The organism is Gluconacetobacter tumulisoli (assembly GCF_014174155.1).
Lineage (GTDB): Bacteria > Pseudomonadota > Alphaproteobacteria > Acetobacterales > Acetobacteraceae > Gluconacetobacter > Gluconacetobacter tumulisoli.
In genome coordinates, this window is record NZ_JABEQM010000008.1 from 57,229 (window position 1) to 75,219 (window position 17,991).

A 17,991-nucleotide genomic window follows, 5' to 3' on the forward strand; every position below is an offset into this window, starting at 1 on the left:
ATTCCGTCCGGTCGCCCGTTCCCTGCTGGCCGCCAGGGCAGGATGCGCCCGGCGTGACATGTCGCACGGCGCGTGCCGGATGGCGTCACGGCGTGGTGTCGGCCAGTGTCCTGCCGTCATACCTGCCCGTCAATGTCCGCAGGAACGCCACGATGTCGGCCACGTCTTCGTCGGACAGGGTGTGGGCGGGCGTCTGGTAGCGGGCCATCTGCCGTACCGCGTCGTCCAGGGTCTTCACGCTGCCGTCATGGAAATATGGGGCGGTCAGCGCGATGTTGCGCAAGTTCGGCACCTTGAACCGTTCCATGTCGTCGGGCGAATGCGTCACCATGAAGCGCCCCCTGTCGGCGTCGGTCAGCGCGCCGCCGCGCCCGGCGAAATAATCGCCTTCCAGACCCATCGCCTCGTAGGCCTGGCCACCCAGCGCGACACCCGTATGACAGCCCGAGCATCCGACATCCTTGAACAGGGCGTACCCGTTCCTTTCCCGATCGTTCAGCGCCGTGTCGTCACCTTTCAGATACTGGTCGAAGCGGCTGTCGGGCGTGATCAGGGTCTTTTCATATTCCGCGATCGCCGCCGTGATGGTGGGCCGGTCGATCGCATCGCGGCCGAACGCCGCCTGGAAATCGACGGCATAGGACGGGTCGGTTCGCAATTTCGCCGCGACCTGCGCCCAGTCGTGCGATCCCATCTCCTTCGGGTTCATGACCGGGCCCGCCGCCTGGTCGGCCAGGGTCGCGGCCCGGCCGTTCCAGAACTGGCTTTTGCTGAAGGCCGCGTCGAACACGGTGGGGACGTTGATCGGCCCCTTCTGGCCGAACACGCCGGTCGCCGTCACCAGCCCGTCCACGCCGCCATGGGTCAGCGCGTGGCAGCTGGCGCAGCTGACCTGCCCGTTCGCGGACAGGGCCTTGTCGAAGAAGAGGCGTTGGCCCAGCGCGACCTTGCGGGAATCGACCGGCAGGGTTTCGGGAATCGGCTGCACCGGTTCGGCCGCGAAGCGGGGGGCGACGCCTGGCGTCGCGTAATGGTCGCGCCGCACCTGGGCGATCCAGGCCAGCATCGCGTCGCGCTGCCGTCCGGACAGGTGCGCGTGCCAGTGCATCAGCAGGTACAGGGTCGGCGGCATCCGGTTCTGGCGGATGACTTCCTCGATCCGGGCCAGCTGTTCCTCGTCCGGGACGGTGCCCTGCCGGAACGACGCGATGACCGGTTCGATCCGGAAATGGCGCAGCCCTTCGTCCAGGTCGCGGGTCATCAGCTGCCGGGCGACGGGCAGGCGGAAATAGAACGGCAGGTCGGTCTTGGCCGCGTGGCAGTAATCGCAGCGGGCCTCGCGGATCACGTTGAACGCCGCCAGGGCGGTCGGATCGCCCTGGGTCGCGGCACCGGCCACCAGCACCGGCGCCGTCGCGTGATCGAAATGGGCCAGATAGGCGACGACCCCGCCGTACGCCACGATCCCCGCGACACAGGCTGACAAAATCATTCTTTTCAACACGCTCGGCCCGCTCCGCTCAGACAGTCATTCGTTCACGGTTCTGTCATGCGGTACCGGCGCTTCCCAATCGATTCTCCCGATTCCTGTGATCGGCTGCACCGATCAGGGCCCCAACCGGGAACGGTCATTGCAGTGCCGTTACATTTTCCGAAAGAGGGGCTAGACACGGCGCCCATCGCGATCACGGCCGGAGTCGAAACTATTGAAAATAGATCTGCACCCCTTCAATCGCGACAACATGGTATTTTTCGTCGGGACAATAGGCCTTGTCCTGCTGGCGCATGCCATTGCGTTCTTTCTGCATGAATATGCGCACTCATTTACAGCGTGGGCTCTCGGCTGGAAGCCGAACCCGTTGGCGCTTCATTATGGCCGCTTGACTGTCGCGAATGTCCTGTTTCAGAGCGAAATCGACGAGGACGTAAATTACACCCCGATTTTCGCGGGTCATCATGACGCGTCGGCGGCGCTGATCGTGCTCGCCGGCCTCTTCCTGGGGAATGCCTGTCTTTACGGCCTGTGCGTCCTGCTGGCCGGGATCGCACGATGCCGAACACGCTTCCTGTTCTGGCTGGGCCTCATGGGGGCGGCAAATGTATGGAGCTACGCGCCGATCAGGACACTCACGACGCACGGCGACATGGCCTATCTGGCGCAAGGACTGCACCTTTCCGTCTGGGTGCTGCTTCCGATCGTGACCCTTCCCTCTCTTCTGATCAGCTATAGCTTCTTCTTCGGGTTCCTGCCCCCGCTCTGGACCTCCCTGTTTGGAAATCGGGCGACGCAGGCCGTCTTTTCCGCCGGAATGATCGGATTTCTCTATTTCGGCTTTTTTGGCGGCGCGGGCCTGTTCGGCAATTACGGACCCATTCCGGCCCTTGTTTCGGCGGCAAGCTGGTTGCTGCTCCTGCCCTGTTCGATCGTCTACTGCCTGCTGTCCCTTCCCGGTGCCCTGAGCACGCGGGCGACCTTCCACACGTCCGCATGACCGCGTCGTTCATCCCGGGCGAAAGCGAAAACCCGCCGTCCGGCCGTTTCAGGCATGGTCCTTCCACCCTCCGCCCATGGCGCGCACCAGGTCGATCCCGGTCACGAGGCGGCGGGTGTTTATCGTGATCATGTCCTCGCGGGCCTGCAGTTCGGCAGTCTGGGCGATGACCACCTGGAGATAGTCGACCGCGCCCTCGCGATACTGGATGGTGGCCAGCCGGTTGGTGCGCGCGGCCGCCGACACGGCTTCCCCCTGCCGGGCGGACGCGTCCGCCAGATGATTCAGCAGGGCCAGCCGATCCTCGACCTCGCGAAACGCGTCGAGCGCGACCTGCCGGTACTGCGCGGCGGCCTCGGCATATTCGGCATGCACCTGCGCCAGGTCGGCGAACCGTCGTCCGCCGTCGAAGACGGCCAGCGTGGCCATGGCCGGCCCCAGGGCCCATACGCCCGTGCCGGCCGAGAACAGGGCGCTGGTCATGGTGTCCGAGCCACCGGTCGCACCCAGCGTGATATTCGGGAAAAAGGCCGCCCGCGCGACGCCGATCCGCGCGTTTGCCGCCGCCATGTGCCGTTCGGCCGCCGCGACATCCGGCCTGCGCTCCAGAAGGCGGGAGGGCGTCGTGACCGGAATGACCGGCGGCGCGGCAAGGTCGTCCACCGGTGCGATCGAGAAGCCGGAGGGCTGCGCGCCGATCAGGACGGCGATCGCGTGCTCGGTCACCGCCCGGTCCCCGACCTGCTGGTCCAGCAGGGACTGGGTCGCGGCCAGCTGGGTCTGCGCGCGTCCCACGTCCAGTTCGCTTGCCGCCCCCCCGGTGAAGCGCTTCGTCGTCAGGTCCAGGGCCGCCGCATAGGCCGTGACGGTCTGGCGCAGCAGGCTGATCCGGGCGTCCAGGCCCCGCAACTGGAAATAATCGTCGCCCAGCTCCGCCTCCAGGCTGAGCCGTACCGCGGCGAGATCGGCCGCGCTGGCCTGCGCGTCGGCCCGGGCCGCCGCGACGAGGTTGCGGATGCGGCCCCAGATATCGGGCTCCCACGAAACGACGCCGCCGGCTGCATATTCCCGATAATTGAAATAGGTGCCGCCCCGGGTGAACAGGGTCCGTTCCCGCTGCACGCTGGCCGTCGCATCGATTTCGGGGAAGAATTCCGCCCGCGCGCGCCTGACCAGGGCGCGGGCCTGGTCGTATCGCGCGACGGCGGCCGCCAGCTGCGGGCTGCCCTGCGCGACCCGGTCCTCCAGCCCGTTCAGGCCGGCATCGCCCATGACCGACCACCACGCGCGCTGTCCCGCGTCCATGGGCCGGGCCGGCGTCCAGGGCCCGGTTTCCTTGAAGCTGGCCGGGATGTCGGGCGTCGCCGGTTTCCTGTAGGCGGGCGCCAGGTCGCAGCCGGACAGCAGGCAGAGCAGAAGCGCCACAAGCCCCTGGGGCCGTTTGCGAACGCGGGCCCCTGCATGAGAACGGCGCGAGGGGCGGGACACGCGCGCCGGATCGCCGCCCGCGCGCGTTGGCGGACAGCCCCTAGGAGGCATGCCTGCTTTCCTGCGGCTGGACCTCGTCGCCGTCGCGGATGTCGTCCATCGGCGTGTCGATGACCACGCTTTGCGGCGTCAGGCCCGTGACCTCCAGTTCCGTGCCGAAATCGGTCACGATCGAAACGGGCTGGATCCGGACATGCCTGTCGCCCTCCACCAGCGCCACGGTCGTGCCGTCCTTGCGGAACAGCAGGCTGCTGGCGGGAATGCGCACGGTCGGCCCCGCCGCCGCGCCATGCCCGTCGAACGTAAAGGCGATCTGCGCGTAGGCGCCGGGTTTCAGCAGGCCCTCCGCATTGTCATAGACCAGTTGCACCAGCATGGATCCCGACGGGGAATCGACGGCATCCGCCGAGCGGAACAGACGGGCCTCGAACGTCCGCCCCTGGTAGTCGGGGACCGTGAAATGCACGCGCAGGCCGTCACGCATCCGCGCGGCATAGGCCTGCGGCACCCGGACGTAGAGGCGCAGCCGCGTCACATCGGACACGGTGAACAGCGGCTGGGTCGTCGACGTGCCGGCGACGATCAGCGCGCCGATATCCGTCGCGCGGCTGGTCACGACGCCCGAAAAAGGGGCGACGATACGCTTGAAGCCCGAGAGGGTCTCCAGCCGTTCGACCTCCGCCGCCGCCTCGTGGCGCGTCGCCTCGCTGGCCGCGAGATTGCCCCGGCGTTCGTCCGTTTCCTGCTGCGACACGGCATTCTGCGCATTGAGTCGGTTCCAGCGGCGGGAGGTGATCCCCGCCAGGTCGCGTTGCGCCGTCCGCGTGCCCAGCGCCGCCCGCGCCGCGGCCAGCTGCAGGTCGACATCGGGCGTGTCGATTTCCGCGAGTATCTGGCCATCCTGTACCTTCTGCCCGATATCGACGTACCAGCGCCGCAGGTACCCGCTGGTGCGCGCGTAGACGGGCGCGCTGTACCATGCCTGGAGCACGCCCGGCAGGACCAGGGTATCGACCGCGTTGCCGCCCGGATGCACGACGGTCACCGTCGGAATCGCGGCCGCGACGTTCTGGGCATGAAGCCGGCGGCGGGAATGAACGCGCGCGATCGTTCCCGCCACGAGAACGATCGCGAACAGGATCGTCGCAACAATGATGATCCGCCCCAGCCTTGGCTTGCGCCCGGCGGGCGGCGATGGATCGGGATCAGGCATGGGCGGGGGCTCCGCGCGCGGCGCGGCGCGCGCGCCGGTCGTAGATGATCGCAAACAGGGTCGGCACGAAGAACAGCGAGGCGCAGGTCGCGAATATCAGCCCGCCGATGACGGCGCGCCCCAGCGGCGCGTTCTGTTCGCCGCCTTCCCCGAAACCCAGCGCCATGGGCAGCATGCCGATGACCATAGCCAGCGCCGTCATGAGCACCGGTCGCAACCGGGTGCTGCCCGCGGCCAGCGCCGCCTGGACCGCGTCGCCGTGCTCGGCGAGCTGTTCGCGGCAGAAGCTGATGACGAGGATCGAGTTCGCCGTGGCGACGCCCATGCACATGATCGCCCCCGTCAGGGCGGGAACCGAGAGCGGGGTCCCGGTCGCGAACAGCATCCAGCAGATCCCGGCCAGCGCCGCCGGCAGGGCGAGGATGATGATGCAGGGGTCGGTCCAGCTCTGGAAATTGACGACGATCAGGAGATAGATCAGCACGATCGCGCCCAGCAGGCCGAACCCCATGCCGGTGAAGGCGGTCGTCATGGCCTGGTACTGGCCGCGCAGCGTGACGGTGACCGTTTCCGGCCGTTCGTGCTCCAGCCCCCGCAGGGCATGTTCCACGTCGCCCGCGACCGCCCCGAGATCGCGCCCGTCGGCCCCGGCAAAGACGTCGATCAGCGGGCGGATGTTGTACTGCGCCTCGACCGGCGAGGTCGTCCCGCGCGTGATCGTGCCGAGCGCGCCCAGCACCTGAAGCTGCCGCGTCGACGCGCCGGTCACCGGCAGGCCGATGACGTCGGACAGCGCGCCGATCCGGTATTCCGGCATCTGCACCGAAATCGGGTAGGTGACCATGCTCTGCGCGTTCAGCCAGTAGAGGGGGGCGGTCTGCGACGTGCCTGCGATGGCGGTCGCGATGCTGTTGGTGACGTCGCCTTCCGTCAGGCCAAACTGGTTGATGCGGGTCCGGTCCGCGTCGAAGCGGAGTTCGGGGTAATGACCCGGCTGCTGGATGCGGGCGTCGACCAGGCCGTCGATCCCGCGGATCGCGCGCGCGATCCGTTCGGCGAACTGCCGGGTCTCGTCCGGGCGCGGGCCGGTGACCTGGATGTCGATCGGGGCCGGCGCGCCGAAATTGAGGATCTGGCTGGTGATGTCCGACGGGAGAAAGGCAAAGGTCGCCTCGGGGAACAGCCTGGGCAGCGCGGTGCGGAGCGCATGGATGTAGCGCGCGGTGGGGTGGTGGTTTTCCTTCAGCGCGACCAGGATGTCGCCATCCTGCGGCCCGATGGTGCCGGAGGCATTATAGGCCGTGTTGATGGCGCTGGTCGGCAGGCCGATGTTGTCGGCGATCGAGGCGAGCTCGCCGGCCGGAATCCGCTGGCGGATCTGCTTTTCGATCCGCTGGAACAAGGCCGACGTCTCCTCGATCCGCATGCCCACCGGCCCGCGCACATGCAGTGTCATCGCCCCGGCATCCACCTGCGGGAAGAAATTCCGCCCGAGGAAGGGCAGCAGGCCCAGGCTGAGGCAGGCGAAGCCCAGGAAACCGAACGCGAAGCGGGCGCGACGGTCCAGTATGACCTCCAGCAGGGCGCCGTAACGCGTCCGCAGCGCCTCGAAACGCCGTTCGAAGCCTTGCAGGAGCCCCGTGACGACGCCCCCCGGCCGCGCGCCATCCTGCTCGTGCGGCCGCAGCAGGTACATCGCCATCGTCGGGACCAGCGTGCGCGACAGGATGAAGGACATCACCATCGCGAACATCACGGCCAGCGCCATCGGCACGAACAGGAAGCCCGACACGCCCGGCAGGTAGAACATCGGGATGAACACGATGCAGATGCACAGGAGCGAGAGAAAGGCGGGCACGATGATCTCGCCCGATCCGTCGACGATCGCGGCATGGACGTCCTGGCCCATTTCCAGATGGCGCTCGATATTCTCGATCGTGACCGTCGCCTCGTCCACCAGGATCCCGACGGCCAGCGCAAGCCCGCCCAACGTCATGACGTTCAGCGTCTGGCCCAGCACCGACAGGGCGGCGATCGCGCCCATGACCGAGAGCGGAATGGATGTCGACACGATCAGCGTGGAACGCCAGGACCCCAGAAACAGCAGGATCATGAGGCTGGTCAGGCCGGCCGCGATCGCCCCTTCCCGCAGCACCCCGTTCACGGCCGCCTTCACGAAGAGCGACTGGTCGTTGACGGGCGTGAGCTGAAGCTGCCTGGGCAGGCCCCGCGTCGCGTCGGGCACCATCGCCTTGATCCCCGCGACGATCGCGATGGTGGACGTCTCACCGGATTTCAGGACCGTCAGCAGGGCCGAGCGCTGGCCATCGACATGGACGACGTTCTGCTGCGGCATCGCGCCGTCGCGCACATGGGCCACGTCGCGAATGCGGACCACGGCGCCGTTCACCGTCCGGACAGGCAGCATGTTGAGCTGGTCGACCGAAACCGGCGCGTTGTTCAACCGGAAATTATACTGGTACATGCCGATCTTCACGAAGCCGGCCGGGGTGATCTGGGTCTGGCTGGACAGGGCGCTGCCCACGTCCTGGGCCGATACCCCGCGCGACTGGAGCTGCCTGGGGTCGAGGTCCATCTGGATCTGCCGCACCCGGCCGCCGTAGGGGAAGGGGATCGCGGCCCCGGGAACCGTCACCAGCCGGTTGCGGACGAAATTGAAGCCGTAGTCATAGAGCTGCTGTTCGGTCAGCCCCTTTCCCGACAGGGCCAGCTGGACGATCGGCACCGTCGAGGCGCTGTAGTTCAGGATCAGCGGCGGGGTCGTTCCGATGGGAAGCTGGCGCAGGATGGTCTGCGCGATGGCCGTGACCTGCGCGTTGGCCATCCGGACATCGGTGCCCGGCTGGAAGAAGACCTTGATCACGCCGATGCCCGTGAGCGACTGGCTTTCGATATGTTCGATATCGTTCACGGTGGTCGTGAGCGCGCGCTGGAACGGAAGCGCGATCCGTCCGGACATCTCTTCCGGCGACAGGCTGGTATAGGTCCAGGCCACGGCGATCACGGGAATGCGAATGTTCGGGAAGATATCCGTCGGCGTCCGGAGCGCCGAGAGCACCCCGGCCATGGCGATCAGGATCGCCATCACGATGAACGTATAGGGACGGGCCAGCGCGAGGCGAACGATCGCGTTCATGGATGTGCAGCCGTCGCAACTGTCACCATGGATAACGCCTCCATTCCCGCCACGCGATCACGGGCGCCGCCCCTCGCCCGGCGTCATCGGGGACGCCGGGCGGGGAACGGCACCGGGAACGGTGTCGGTGAGCTGACCACGCGGTGGGCCGGTATGATCGTCAGTGCAGGGGTAAGCTGAATCGCTTGGAGAAACGGGACGGGGCGGGGGGAGTTTCCCACCCTGCCGTTCCCGGTGAGGGCGGCAGGACCTTTGGGCCGGCCGTCGTTCCGCCGGGGACACGGGGCGAGGACAGGACGAGGACGGCATTCACGCCGCCTGCGGGGAAGGAATGCCAGGCCAGGGCAGCCTGCACCCGGCCCGACGAACGCCGGGCCTATCCGTGGGGATGCCGGTGATGCAGGTCCGGGTAATGCGGATGCCGGTGGACCAGGCGGTCGTGCCGGTGCCGGTGGGTATGGGGCTCGCCCGGCGGATCGTCGGCGCTGTGGGCATGCTGGTGGTGCGCGTCGTGGCTGTGCCGATGCTCGTGTTCCATCGGTTCATGCACATGCACATGGTCATGCCGTTCCGACAGGTGCAGCCACAGGCCGATCCCCATCAGCCCGCCCGCGGCCAGCAGCCGGAGCGTCAGCGGATCATGCAGCAGCACGACCGACAGGACCGCCCCCACGAAGGGGGCCAGCGCGAAATAGGCGCCGGTCCGCGCCGCACCCAGGTGCCGCAGACCCAGCACGAACAGGGTCAGGCTGATGCCATACCCCACGAAACCGACACCGGCGGCCGAGAGAATGCCGCCGGCGGACGGCGCCGGCACCCCACGGAGACCGGCGAGCCCCAAGGTGATGTCCCCGGCGCACAGGCCCTTGATCATCGCGATCTGCACGGGATCGGCCGCCGAGAGCCGGCCGGTCAGGTTATTGTCGATTCCCCAGCACAGGCAGGCGCCGGCGACGAACAGCGCGCCCGCGCCGAATGCCGCATGCCCCTGCCAGGACAGCAGCAGGGCGCCGGCCAGGATGGCGCACGCCCCGGCCAGCAGCCGCCGATCGACATTTTCATGACATGCCAGCCAGGCGATGCCCATCGTCGCCAGCCCTTCGAGGTTCAGCAGCAGCGACGCGCTGGCGGCGTCCGTGCGCGCCAGGCCGAGCATCAGCAGGACCGGACCGCCGACGCCGCCCGCAAGGATGACCAGCCCAAGCCGCGGCAGGTCCGCCCGCCGGAGCGGGGCCTCCGCCGCCGGGGTGCCGAGGGCGGACCGGCCGAGCGCGACCGCCGCCAGCCCGACCCCCGATCCCAGATAGAGCAGCCCCGCCATCATCAACGGGTCGATGGACCCCAGCAGCATCTTGGCCAACGGCGTGCTGGCACCGAACAGCACCGCCGAGAGCAGCGCCAGCGGAATGCCGACCCGTGTCATGGCCCGGGCACGGGCGTGCAGCCCTGGGGGGTGAATTTCCGCAGCAGGCCGGCGAATTCGCGATAGGCGTCGGCGCGCGGATCGGACGCGCGCCAGACCAGGCCGATCGTCCGCGCGGCCTGGTCGTCCAGCATGGGCACGATCTCGATCAGGCCGTTCAGGTCGGCGCGGTTCTGCAACGCCAGGAGGGGGATCAGGGAATAGCCCTCGCCCGCGCCGATCATGTGCCACAGCATCTCCAGGCTGGTCGCCAGCCGTCCGTCATGCGCCGTCGCGGCCGTGCTGCTGCACAGCGAGAGCGCCTGGTCGCGCAGGCAGTGCCCCTCTTCCAGCAGCAGCAGGTCGGGGCCGGCCAGGTCCGGTTCCGTGATCCCCGGCCGGCACCCGTGGGCGTGGCCGGTCGGGAAGACCGCCATGAAGGGTTCGCGGAACACCGGTTCGGCGGTCAGGCCGGCCTCGTCCAGCGGCAGGGCGACGATCGCCACGTCCAGTTCGTTCGCCCGCAGCATGCGCAGCATCGTCGCCGTCAGGCTTTCCTCCAGCCGCAGCTTCAGGTCCGGATAGGCGGTGCGGATCTGCTGCAGCAGGGCCGGGATATAATAGGGGCCGAGCGTCGCGATGATGCCCAGCCGCAGGATCCCGGACAGCGGGCCGGTATGCTGCCGCGCCATTTCCAGCATCGTCCGGGCGGCGGCCAGGATGTCGCGCCCCTGGGCCAGCAGCCGTTCCCCTTCCGGTGTCACGGACACCTGCCGGCGCGTCCGTTCGAACAGGGCGACGCCCAGCAGGTCCTCCAGCTTGCGGACCTGTTCCGACAGGCCGGCCTGGCTGACGCCGCACCGTTCCGCCGCGCGGCCGAAATTCCGCAAATCGGCGACCGCGACCGCATATTCGATATCGCGAAGGGACAGGCCGGCCAGCGGAAGATAGGTCATGGAGTGATAGATAGGACCGCTGGATTGCCCATGCAATATAGGTGGAACCTATCTGTGCGGCCCGGAACGTGAACGGTAATACCGATCACAGACACAGTTACAAACGATTTCACCTGTCATGGGGGATGTGGGACATCGGTCCGGCGCCATTCAATCCGGCACCATCCAACAGGAGAGCGATATGTCCCGCATCAACGCGACCATCAAGCCGTTCGACACCCATGCCTATCGCGACGGAAAATTCATCCGCGTGACGGACGCCGACGTGGCGGGCAAATGGGCGGTCTTCTTCTTCTATCCGGCCGATTTTACCTTCGTCTGCCCGACGGAGCTGGAGGATCTGGCCGATCATTACGACATGTTCCAGAAGCTGGGTGTCGAGATCTACAGCGTATCGACCGACACCCATTTCGCGCACAAGGCGTGGCATGACACGTCGCCGGCGATCGGCAAGATCCGCTATACGATGCTGGGCGATCCCACGGGCACCATCACCCGCAATTTCGACGTCATGGTGGAAGAGGAAGGCCTGGCCGACCGCGGCACCTTCGTCGTCGATCCCCAGGGACGCATCCAGATCGTCGAGATCACCGCCGGCGGCGTCGGCCGCGACGCGCAGGAACTGCTGCGCAAGATCAAGGCCGCGCAATATGTCGCCAGCCATCCGGGCGAGGTCTGCCCGGCCAAGTGGAAAGAGGGCGAGACCACCCTGTCGCCGTCGCTGGACCTGATCGGCAAGATCTGAACGCTCTGAACGCAAGGCAAGGGCTTCGCCCTTCGAAAATCCCAGACTTCACTCATCGAACGGGATGCAAGGGCCGAGGCCCCTTCCGGGTTCGGGCGGCGCCCGGCCTTGCGATCCCTTCCTGACAGGAAAGGCCTTTTTTCCATGCTGGACGATTCGATCCGGGCCCAGTTGCGGACCCATTTTTCCAGCCTGTCCCATCCGGTCGAACTGGTCCCGTCCCTGGGGGACGACGCGCAATCGGCAGCGCTGTCCGAGCTGCTGCAGGATCTGGCAGGCCTGTCGGACCGGATCACGGTCCGGCCGGGCGGGGAGGATCCGCGCCGGCCGTCCTTCCTGGTCCGCCGGCCGGGCACGGACATCGAACTGTGCTTTGCCGGCGTGCCCATGGGGCATGAATTCACCTCGCTGATCCTGGCGGTGATGCAGGTGGGCGGGCATCCGCCGAAGATCGCGCCCGACGTCGTCGCGCAGATCCGCGCACTGGACGGCGATTATCGCTTCGAGACCTATTTTTCGCTGTCCTGCCAGAATTGCCCGGAGGTCGTGCAGGTGCTGAATGCCATCAGCGTCATCAACCCGCGCATCCGCCACGTGGCGATCGACGGCGCGCTGTTCCAGGACGAGGTTGAGCAGCGCCAGATCCTGTCGGTACCGTCGATGTTCCTGAACGGGGCGGCGTTCGCCCAGGGCCGCATGGACGTGGGCGAGATCCTGTCGCGGATCGACAAGGGCGCGGCCGCCCGGTCGGCGGCGCGCATCGCCGGGCAGGACCCGTTCGACGTCCTGGTGGTCGGCGGCGGCCCCGCCGGCGCGGCGGCGGCGGTCTATACCGCGCGCAAGGGGGTGCGGACCGGCCTGATCGCCGAACGGTTCGGCGGGCAGGTGCGCGACACGATGGCGATCGAGAATTTCATTTCCGTCGCGGAAACCGAGGGGCCGAAGCTGGCGGCGGCGCTGGAACAGCATGTGCGCGCCTATGACGTCGAGATCATGACGCAGCAGCGGGTCGCGCACCTGGCCCCCGCCGTCCCCGGGGGCCTGCACGCGGTCACGCTGGAAAGCGGCGTCACCGTCCAGGCGAAATCGGTCGTGCTGGCGCCCGGCGCGCGCTGGCGGCAGATGGACGTGCCAGGCGAGGCCGAATACCGCAACAAGGGCGTCGCCTACTGCCCGCATTGCGACGGGCCGCTGTTCAAGGGCAAGCGCGTGGCGGTCGTCGGCGGCGGCAACAGCGGCGTCGAGGCGGCGATCGACCTGGCGGGCCTGGTGACGCACGTCACCCTGCTGGAATATGGCGAGGCCCTGCGGGCCGACGCCGTGCTGCAACGCAAGCTGCGCAGCCTGGCGAACGTGACGATCATTACGATGGCCCAGACCGTCGCGGTCCACGGCAACGGACGCCACGTGACCGGCCTGACCTATCGCGACCGGCGCGACGACGGCACGCACCAGATCGAACTGGCGGGTATTTTCGTGCAGATCGGCCTGGTGCCCAACACGGAATGGCTGGACGCGGCGGTACCGCTGACCCCGCGCGGCGAGATCGAGACCGACCACCGGGGCGCCACACCGGTCGCCGGCATCTTCGCGGCGGGAGACGCAACGATTTCGCCCTACAAGCAGATCGTCATCGCGGCCGGCGACGGGGCGAAGGCCGCCTTGTCCGCCTTCGACTTCCTGATCCGCCTGCCGGCGGGCGATGCGGAGACGGAGCGCAGCGCCGCCTGATCCTTGCCGGTCAGGACGGCGCGGGACGTTGCCCTGCAACCCGCCAAAAGTTCGCATTGCCCTTTGGAAACCCGGTCGTTTTATCCATCGATCGGGCCGGGGCCTCAAGCCCTGAGGGGGCAACGCCCGACCATGGCCCGCCTGGAAGATCATCCCAGCGTCGCCTGGAAAAACCTGACCAGATCAGCATTCATCCGCTGATGAAACGCGGCCCGGTCAAAGCCCGGTGCGCTGGTGCAGATGGCGGGAACCGCGTGGGCCAGCAGGGGCGAACAGGGTGCCAGGAAATCGAAATGGCCAGCGTGGGGCACAGGGTGGAAATCGGGTGCGTGCGGCAGGGCGGCACGCACCCGTTGCGCATAATAGGCCGGCGGCAGGATGCTGTCGTCGTCGGCCTGCCAGAGCTGCACAGGAAGGGTGACCTGCCGCAGGCGTGCACGGTCGAAGGCAAAGCCGAGTGCGGGCGCCGCGACCACGATCGCGCGGAGATGACGGTTGCGCGGAAAGGCCGCAGCCATGTCGGTGAGCCCTGGCCCGCCCCGCCCTGGCTCGACCTGCCTTGGCCCGCCCCGGGTGTGCGCCTGGACAAGCTGGCAGACGAAGAAGCCGGGATGATCGCGGCAATGCGGACCGATCTCCCGGATCGGCCCCCTTGCCTGGTATGCCCCAGACGCTGCTGATCTCCACGCCAATGGCGCTGTGCACCCTGTTCGGCCGGGGCATGCGGCGCGGGCCGCGGCCGGCCGGGGCGCCAGACGGCGCGGCCCCCGCCGCGCCCGAGGTATCGGCCGCGCCGGATGCCGGCTTCCTGCGCCGCCTGCCGCCCGCGCTGGGTCGCACGCTCGTCGCGCTGCAGATGGAAGATCATTACGTCAGGGCGCACACCGCGAAGGGCTCGACGCTCATTTTCATCCCGCTGCGCCAGGCGATCGTTGAATTCCCGCCGACGGCCGGCCTGCAGACCCATCGATCCTGGTGGGTTGCGCGGGACGCCGTGACCGGCATCGTCAGGGATGGGCGCAACGTTCGCCTGCGCCTGTCGAACGGCCTGGAGGCACCTGTCTCCAGGGCACGGGTCGCGGCCGTGAAAGCCGCGGGTTTCCTGCCGGGCCAGGACTGACACGGCGCCCCCAAACCCGTGACGCTATCGTCACAGAAAAACCTTGCGAGGGGAATAAATGGCGTATACATCATTAAATGAAACGAGGTGGTAACGTCGCATGAGGGCCGAAATTCGCCTGCGTCCCGACGACGGTCCCTGACGGGAATGGCAGACTCGTGACGTACTGGATTACTACAGACATGAAATCGTTATGTTATCTGGATCGGAACGGTTCGACCCGCATGGGAGCGGCGGGCCTGGTGGCGCGACCGGCGGGCGACGCCTGAGGCCCGTATCGTAGGGTATACACGAATAGGGTTGCGGGCCGCCGAAACGGGAACCGCGCGCCTGGCATTCATCACCCGAGGAGAACGCGTATGGCTGACAGTTCCCGGTTCCGCGAGGCCATGGCCCATCTCGGCGCCGCCGTCAGCATCGTCACGACCGACGGCAAGGCCGGCCGCGCGGGCGTGACCGTTTCCGCCGTCTGTTCCGTCACCGACAGCCCGGCGACCCTTCTGGTCTGCATCAACCGCGGCAGCCGGTCCCACGCGGCGTTCCTGGAAAACGGCGTGCTGTGCGTCAATGTGCTCGACGCCGCGCATCAGGAGCTGTCGGGGCGTTTTGCCAGCCGCATCGACACCGACAGCCGCTTCGACGGTGCGCGCTGGCGATTGCTGGAGAGCGGGGTCCCCGCGCTGGAGGACGCCATCGCCATCTTCGACTGCCGCATCACCAGCACGTCGGAAGTCGGCACCCATACCGTCCTGCTCTGCGCGGTGCAGGATGTCGCGATCCGGCCGGACGGGAGGGGGCTGATCTATTTCCGGCGCGGGTATCATCCCGTGGGGGAAACCCGCCCGAGCCTGGCCGGGGCGCGATGACGGTCCGGGTCATCCGATAGGCGGCGCAGGAGCAGGGCAGCGGATGATCGAGGAGAACAGCATCGGTTTCGTTCCCCTGGACAGGCGCCATGGACAGGTGCGCGACCTGTTCACCCTGTGGTTCACCACCAACATCGCGCCGCTGGGCGTCATGACCGGCGCCATGGCGGTCCAGGTCTATGGCCTGTCGGTGCCGTGGGCGGTGTCGGCGATCATCCCGGGACATCTTGTCGGGGCGCTGGTGCTGGGGGCGTGCTCGGCCCAGGGGCCGCAGATGGGCCTGGCGCAGATGATCCAGGGGCGGGGACAGTTCGGGCGTTATGGCGCCCTGCTGGTCGTGACGTTCGCCATGCTGCTCTATCTGGGGTTCTTTACCTCCAACATCGTGCTGGCCAGCCGGTCCATCCACACCATGGCCCCGGCGGTCGGGCTGTCGCCCGGCGCGGCGGGGGCGGCGCTGGCGGCGGCGGGGATCGGCATCCTGGGCTACCGGGTGATCCATGTCCTCAACCGGATCGGGATCTGGTTCATGGGCGCGGCCCTGATCGTCGCCGCCCTGATGATCATCCACCGCATGCCGGCCGTGGTGTGGTGGCGGAACGACGTGACGCTGGTCGGCTGGCTGTCGATGTTCTCGCTGGCGGCGGTGTGGCATATTTCCTTCTGCTGCTACACGTCCGATTATTCGCGCTACCTGCCGCCGGATGTCGGAATTCGCGGTCCGCTGCTGGCCAGTTTCCTGGGGGCGGCGGCGGGGGCGGCGGCCTCGTTCATCTTCGGCGTGCTGGTCGTGGCGGACGTTCCCGCCGGCATGGACCCGATGGAGGCCGCCGGGACCGAAACCGGCGTCGTCGGCACCGTGCTGATGGTCCTGTTCATCCTGAACATCATCAGCCACAACGCGCTGAATATCTATGGCGCGGTGCTGTCCATCATCACCATGATCCAGACCGTCCTGGCGCGGTGGCGCCCGGGACGGACGGCCCGGGTCGTCCTGTCGGTGCTGGTTCTGGGCGGATGCCTGGCGGTCGCCATGCTGTCGGCCGACAGCTTCGTGCCGCGCTTCATCCGGGTCGTGATCAGCCTGCTGATGGTGCTGTCCCCGTGGGCGGCGATCAATATTTTCGATTTCTACGTCCTGAAGCGGGGAAAATACGACATCGCGTCCTTCTTCCGGGCGGATGGCGGCATCTACGGCCTGATCAACCTGCCGGCGTCCGGCGCCTATGTCGCCGGGATCATCGTGCAGATCCCGTTCCTGTCGGGGTCGTTCTATACCGGCCCGATCGCCCGGCGGCTGGGGGGCATGGATATCGGCTGGCTGGTGGCGCCCGTCGTCACGATCGGCGTCCATGTGCTGCTGCGCGCGGCGGCACGCACGCCGATCGAAATCACGGAGGCCGGGTCCCGGACATCCGGATCCCGGATATCTCGGGGATAAGGACCCGTATTTCGAACGCCCGCAATCGGAAGGGAGTAAGGACATGACACGGAAGATGCACCTGTTCGCGTATCTGAAGACGGGGCCGACGGCGCTGCATGCCAGCGGCTGGCGGCATCCGGAGGCGACGCTGGGCGATATCCTTTCCCCCTCGCGGTACGAAAACATCGCCCGCACGCTGGAGGATGCCTGTTTCGACGGATGCTTCTTCGCCGATCTCCAGGGGCTGTACGACATCCATGCCGGCGGATACGACGCGTATGTGCGCCATGGCGGGCAGATCAGCTATCTGGACCCGATGACGGTCCTGCCGGTCATGGCGGCGGCGACGCGGCATATCGGCCTGGGCGCGACCCTGTCGACGACACTGATGCCGGCCTATCATCTGGCGCGGACGCTGCTGTCGCTCGACGTGTTCAGCCTGGGGCGGGTGGCCTGGAACATCGTGACCTCGGCCACGGATCTCGAAGCGCGGAATTACGGGCTGGAGGCCCTGCCGGACAAGGACGCGCGCTATGACCAGGCCGACGAGGTGGTCGAGGCGTGCATGAAGCTGTGGCGAAGCTGGGACAGGGATTCCTGGGTCCTGGACAAGGAGGCCGGGTATTTCGCCGACCCGTCGAAAGTGCATTACACCGACTATGCCGGGAAATACGTGCGGACGCGCGGGCCTTTGACGATTCCGCAGAGCGCGCAGGGCCATCCGGTCCTTATGCAGGCGGGTTCGTCGCCGCGCGGGGTGGAATTCGCCGCGCGCTGGGCCGAAATCGTCTTCACCTTCGGTTCGGCCCCGGAAAAGGCGATCGCGGCCTATGACCGGCTGAAATCGCAGATGGTGGCCAATGGGCGCCGGCCGGGCGATTGCGCGGTGGCCATGCAGGTGACCTGCGTCGTCGGCGAAACCGATTCGATCGCGCAGGAAAAAGCCGATTTCGCCAATGCCCTGGCGGCCGAGGAACTGAATGCCGCCGCCGCGTCCGCCTCGGCCGGCGTGGATATCACGCGCCTCGGCGGGGCGGAAGGCGCCGCCTCGAAGGCCGCGGGCGCCCAGGGCATGCATGCCGCGATCGAGGAACTGGAAGAATTGCGCAGGCAGGGCGCGGCCTCGGTGGCCGCGGCGGCGCGCAAGCGGGTGCCCAGCCAGATCGTCGGGTCCCCGACCACGGTGGCCGACAAGCTGGAGGAACTGTTCACCGCCGGATGCTGTGACGGCTTCGTGCTGACGCCCGTGACGTTCCCCACCAGCCACGAAACCTTCGCCCGGGCCGTCGTGCCGGAATTGCAGCGGCGCGGCCTGTTCCGCACGCGCTACGAGGCGGACACGCTGCGCGGCAACCTGGGGTCCCGCCCCGGTCGCTGACGCCCGGATCGCCCGCCAGG

The 17,991-nt window shown here is 67.7% G+C and carries 14 protein-coding genes; 7 read left to right on the top strand and 7 right to left on the bottom strand.

What is annotated here, in order from left to right; genetic code table 11:
* Positions 1–85: 85 nt before the first annotated feature.
* Positions 86–1,501 (bottom strand): cytochrome-c peroxidase, encoded by a 1,416-nt coding sequence (locus tag HLH28_RS11060; protein ID WP_275943729.1) that lies wholly within the window; start codon positions 1,499–1,501, stop codon positions 86–88.
* 358 nt (positions 1,502–1,859) lie between these two features.
* Between HLH28_RS11060 and HLH28_RS11065 the strand changes: the two genes are divergently transcribed.
* Complete coding sequence (locus HLH28_RS11065) at positions 1,860–2,492, top strand: hypothetical protein (protein ID WP_246396003.1); 633 nt, start codon at positions 1,860–1,862, stop codon at positions 2,490–2,492.
* Positions 2,493–2,540: 48 nt separating this feature from the next.
* Here HLH28_RS11065 and HLH28_RS11070 read toward each other — a convergent pair whose 3' ends face one another.
* The 5 genes from HLH28_RS11070 to HLH28_RS11090 form a co-directional block, all read right to left on the bottom strand.
* Entirely contained in the window at positions 2,541–3,917 is a 1,377-nt protein-coding gene (locus tag HLH28_RS11070; RefSeq protein ID WP_338029717.1) for an efflux transporter outer membrane subunit, read from the bottom strand.
* A gap of 103 nt (positions 3,918–4,020) precedes the next feature.
* Positions 4,021–5,193 (bottom strand): efflux RND transporter periplasmic adaptor subunit, encoded by a 1,173-nt coding sequence (locus HLH28_RS11075; RefSeq protein WP_182958962.1) that lies wholly within the window; start codon positions 5,191–5,193, stop codon positions 4,021–4,023.
* Positions 5,186–8,350, bottom strand: coding sequence for an efflux RND transporter permease subunit (locus HLH28_RS11080; RefSeq protein ID WP_182958965.1), 3,165 nt, complete (start codon positions 8,348–8,350; stop codon positions 5,186–5,188). The genes HLH28_RS11075 and HLH28_RS11080 overlap by 8 nt, the downstream gene beginning before the upstream one ends.
* A gap of 376 nt (positions 8,351–8,726) precedes the next feature.
* Positions 8,727–9,773, bottom strand: a complete 1,047-nt coding sequence (locus HLH28_RS11085; RefSeq protein ID WP_182958969.1) for a DMT family transporter — start codon at positions 9,771–9,773, stop codon at positions 8,727–8,729.
* Positions 9,770–10,708, bottom strand: coding sequence for a hydrogen peroxide-inducible genes activator (locus tag HLH28_RS11090; RefSeq protein WP_182958972.1), 939 nt, complete (start codon positions 10,706–10,708; stop codon positions 9,770–9,772). Before HLH28_RS11090 ends, HLH28_RS11085 begins: the two co-directional genes overlap by 4 nt.
* Before the next feature lie 181 nt (positions 10,709–10,889).
* Between HLH28_RS11090 and ahpC the strand changes: the two genes are divergently transcribed.
* Together ahpC and ahpF are read left to right on the top strand one after the other, a co-directional pair.
* Complete coding sequence (gene ahpC / locus HLH28_RS11095) at positions 10,890–11,453, top strand: alkyl hydroperoxide reductase subunit C (RefSeq protein WP_182958975.1); 564 nt, start codon at positions 10,890–10,892, stop codon at positions 11,451–11,453.
* Between the two features lie 144 nt (positions 11,454–11,597).
* Positions 11,598–13,184 carry an alkyl hydroperoxide reductase subunit F gene (gene ahpF, locus HLH28_RS11100; RefSeq protein ID WP_182958977.1) on the top strand — a complete coding sequence of 529 codons (1,587 nt, stop codon included), beginning with the start codon at positions 11,598–11,600 and terminating at the stop codon, positions 13,182–13,184.
* A gap of 149 nt (positions 13,185–13,333) precedes the next feature.
* On the opposite strand, the gene HLH28_RS11105 is transcribed toward ahpF, so the two are convergent.
* Positions 13,334–13,702 (bottom strand): alpha/beta hydrolase, encoded by a 369-nt coding sequence (locus HLH28_RS11105; protein ID WP_182958980.1) that lies wholly within the window; start codon positions 13,700–13,702, stop codon positions 13,334–13,336.
* A gap of 143 nt (positions 13,703–13,845) precedes the next feature.
* Between HLH28_RS11105 and HLH28_RS11110 the strand changes: the two genes are divergently transcribed.
* The 4 genes from HLH28_RS11110 (at position 13,846) to HLH28_RS11125 (ending at position 17,971) form a co-directional block, all read left to right on the top strand.
* Entirely contained in the window at positions 13,846–14,304 is a 459-nt protein-coding gene (locus HLH28_RS11110; RefSeq protein ID WP_182959254.1) for a LytTR family DNA-binding domain-containing protein, read from the top strand.
* Positions 14,305–14,663: 359 nt separating this feature from the next.
* A complete protein-coding gene (locus HLH28_RS11115; protein ID WP_182958984.1) occupies positions 14,664–15,170 on the top strand; it encodes a flavin reductase in 507 nt (168 codons plus the stop codon).
* 43 nt (positions 15,171–15,213) lie between these two features.
* Positions 15,214–16,611, top strand: a complete 1,398-nt coding sequence (locus HLH28_RS11120) for a purine-cytosine permease family protein (protein ID WP_182958987.1) — start codon at positions 15,214–15,216, stop codon at positions 16,609–16,611.
* Positions 16,612–16,654: 43 nt separating this feature from the next.
* Positions 16,655–17,971 carry an NtaA/DmoA family FMN-dependent monooxygenase gene (locus HLH28_RS11125; protein WP_182958990.1) on the top strand — a complete coding sequence of 439 codons (1,317 nt, stop codon included), beginning with the start codon at positions 16,655–16,657 and terminating at the stop codon, positions 17,969–17,971.
* Positions 17,972–17,991: the final 20 nt, after the last annotated feature.

Excerpts from the sequence above, each read along its gene's own strand:
- HLH28_RS11075 (WP_182958962.1), bottom strand. The coding sequence starts at position 5,193 with ATGCCTGATCCCGATCCATCGCCGCCCGCCGGGCGCAAGCCAAGGCTG.
- HLH28_RS11080 (WP_182958965.1), bottom strand. The coding sequence starts at position 8,350 with ATGAACGCGATCGTTCGCCTCGCGCTGGCCCGTCCCTATACGTTCATC.
- HLH28_RS11085 (WP_182958969.1), bottom strand. The coding sequence starts at position 9,773 with ATGACACGGGTCGGCATTCCGCTGGCGCTGCTCTCGGCGGTGCTGTTC.
- HLH28_RS11090 (WP_182958972.1), bottom strand. The coding sequence starts at position 10,708 with ATGACCTATCTTCCGCTGGCCGGCCTGTCCCTTCGCGATATCGAATAT.
- ahpC (WP_182958975.1), top strand. The coding sequence starts at position 10,890 with ATGTCCCGCATCAACGCGACCATCAAGCCGTTCGACACCCATGCCTAT.
- ahpF (WP_182958977.1), top strand. The coding sequence starts at position 11,598 with ATGCTGGACGATTCGATCCGGGCCCAGTTGCGGACCCATTTTTCCAGC.
- HLH28_RS11105 (WP_182958980.1), bottom strand. The coding sequence starts at position 13,702 with ATGGCTGCGGCCTTTCCGCGCAACCGTCATCTCCGCGCGATCGTGGTC.
- HLH28_RS11110 (WP_182959254.1), top strand. The coding sequence starts at position 13,846 with ATGCCCCAGACGCTGCTGATCTCCACGCCAATGGCGCTGTGCACCCTG.
- HLH28_RS11115 (WP_182958984.1), top strand. The coding sequence starts at position 14,664 with ATGGCTGACAGTTCCCGGTTCCGCGAGGCCATGGCCCATCTCGGCGCC.
- HLH28_RS11120 (WP_182958987.1), top strand. The coding sequence starts at position 15,214 with ATGATCGAGGAGAACAGCATCGGTTTCGTTCCCCTGGACAGGCGCCAT.
- HLH28_RS11125 (WP_182958990.1), top strand. The coding sequence starts at position 16,655 with ATGACACGGAAGATGCACCTGTTCGCGTATCTGAAGACGGGGCCGACG.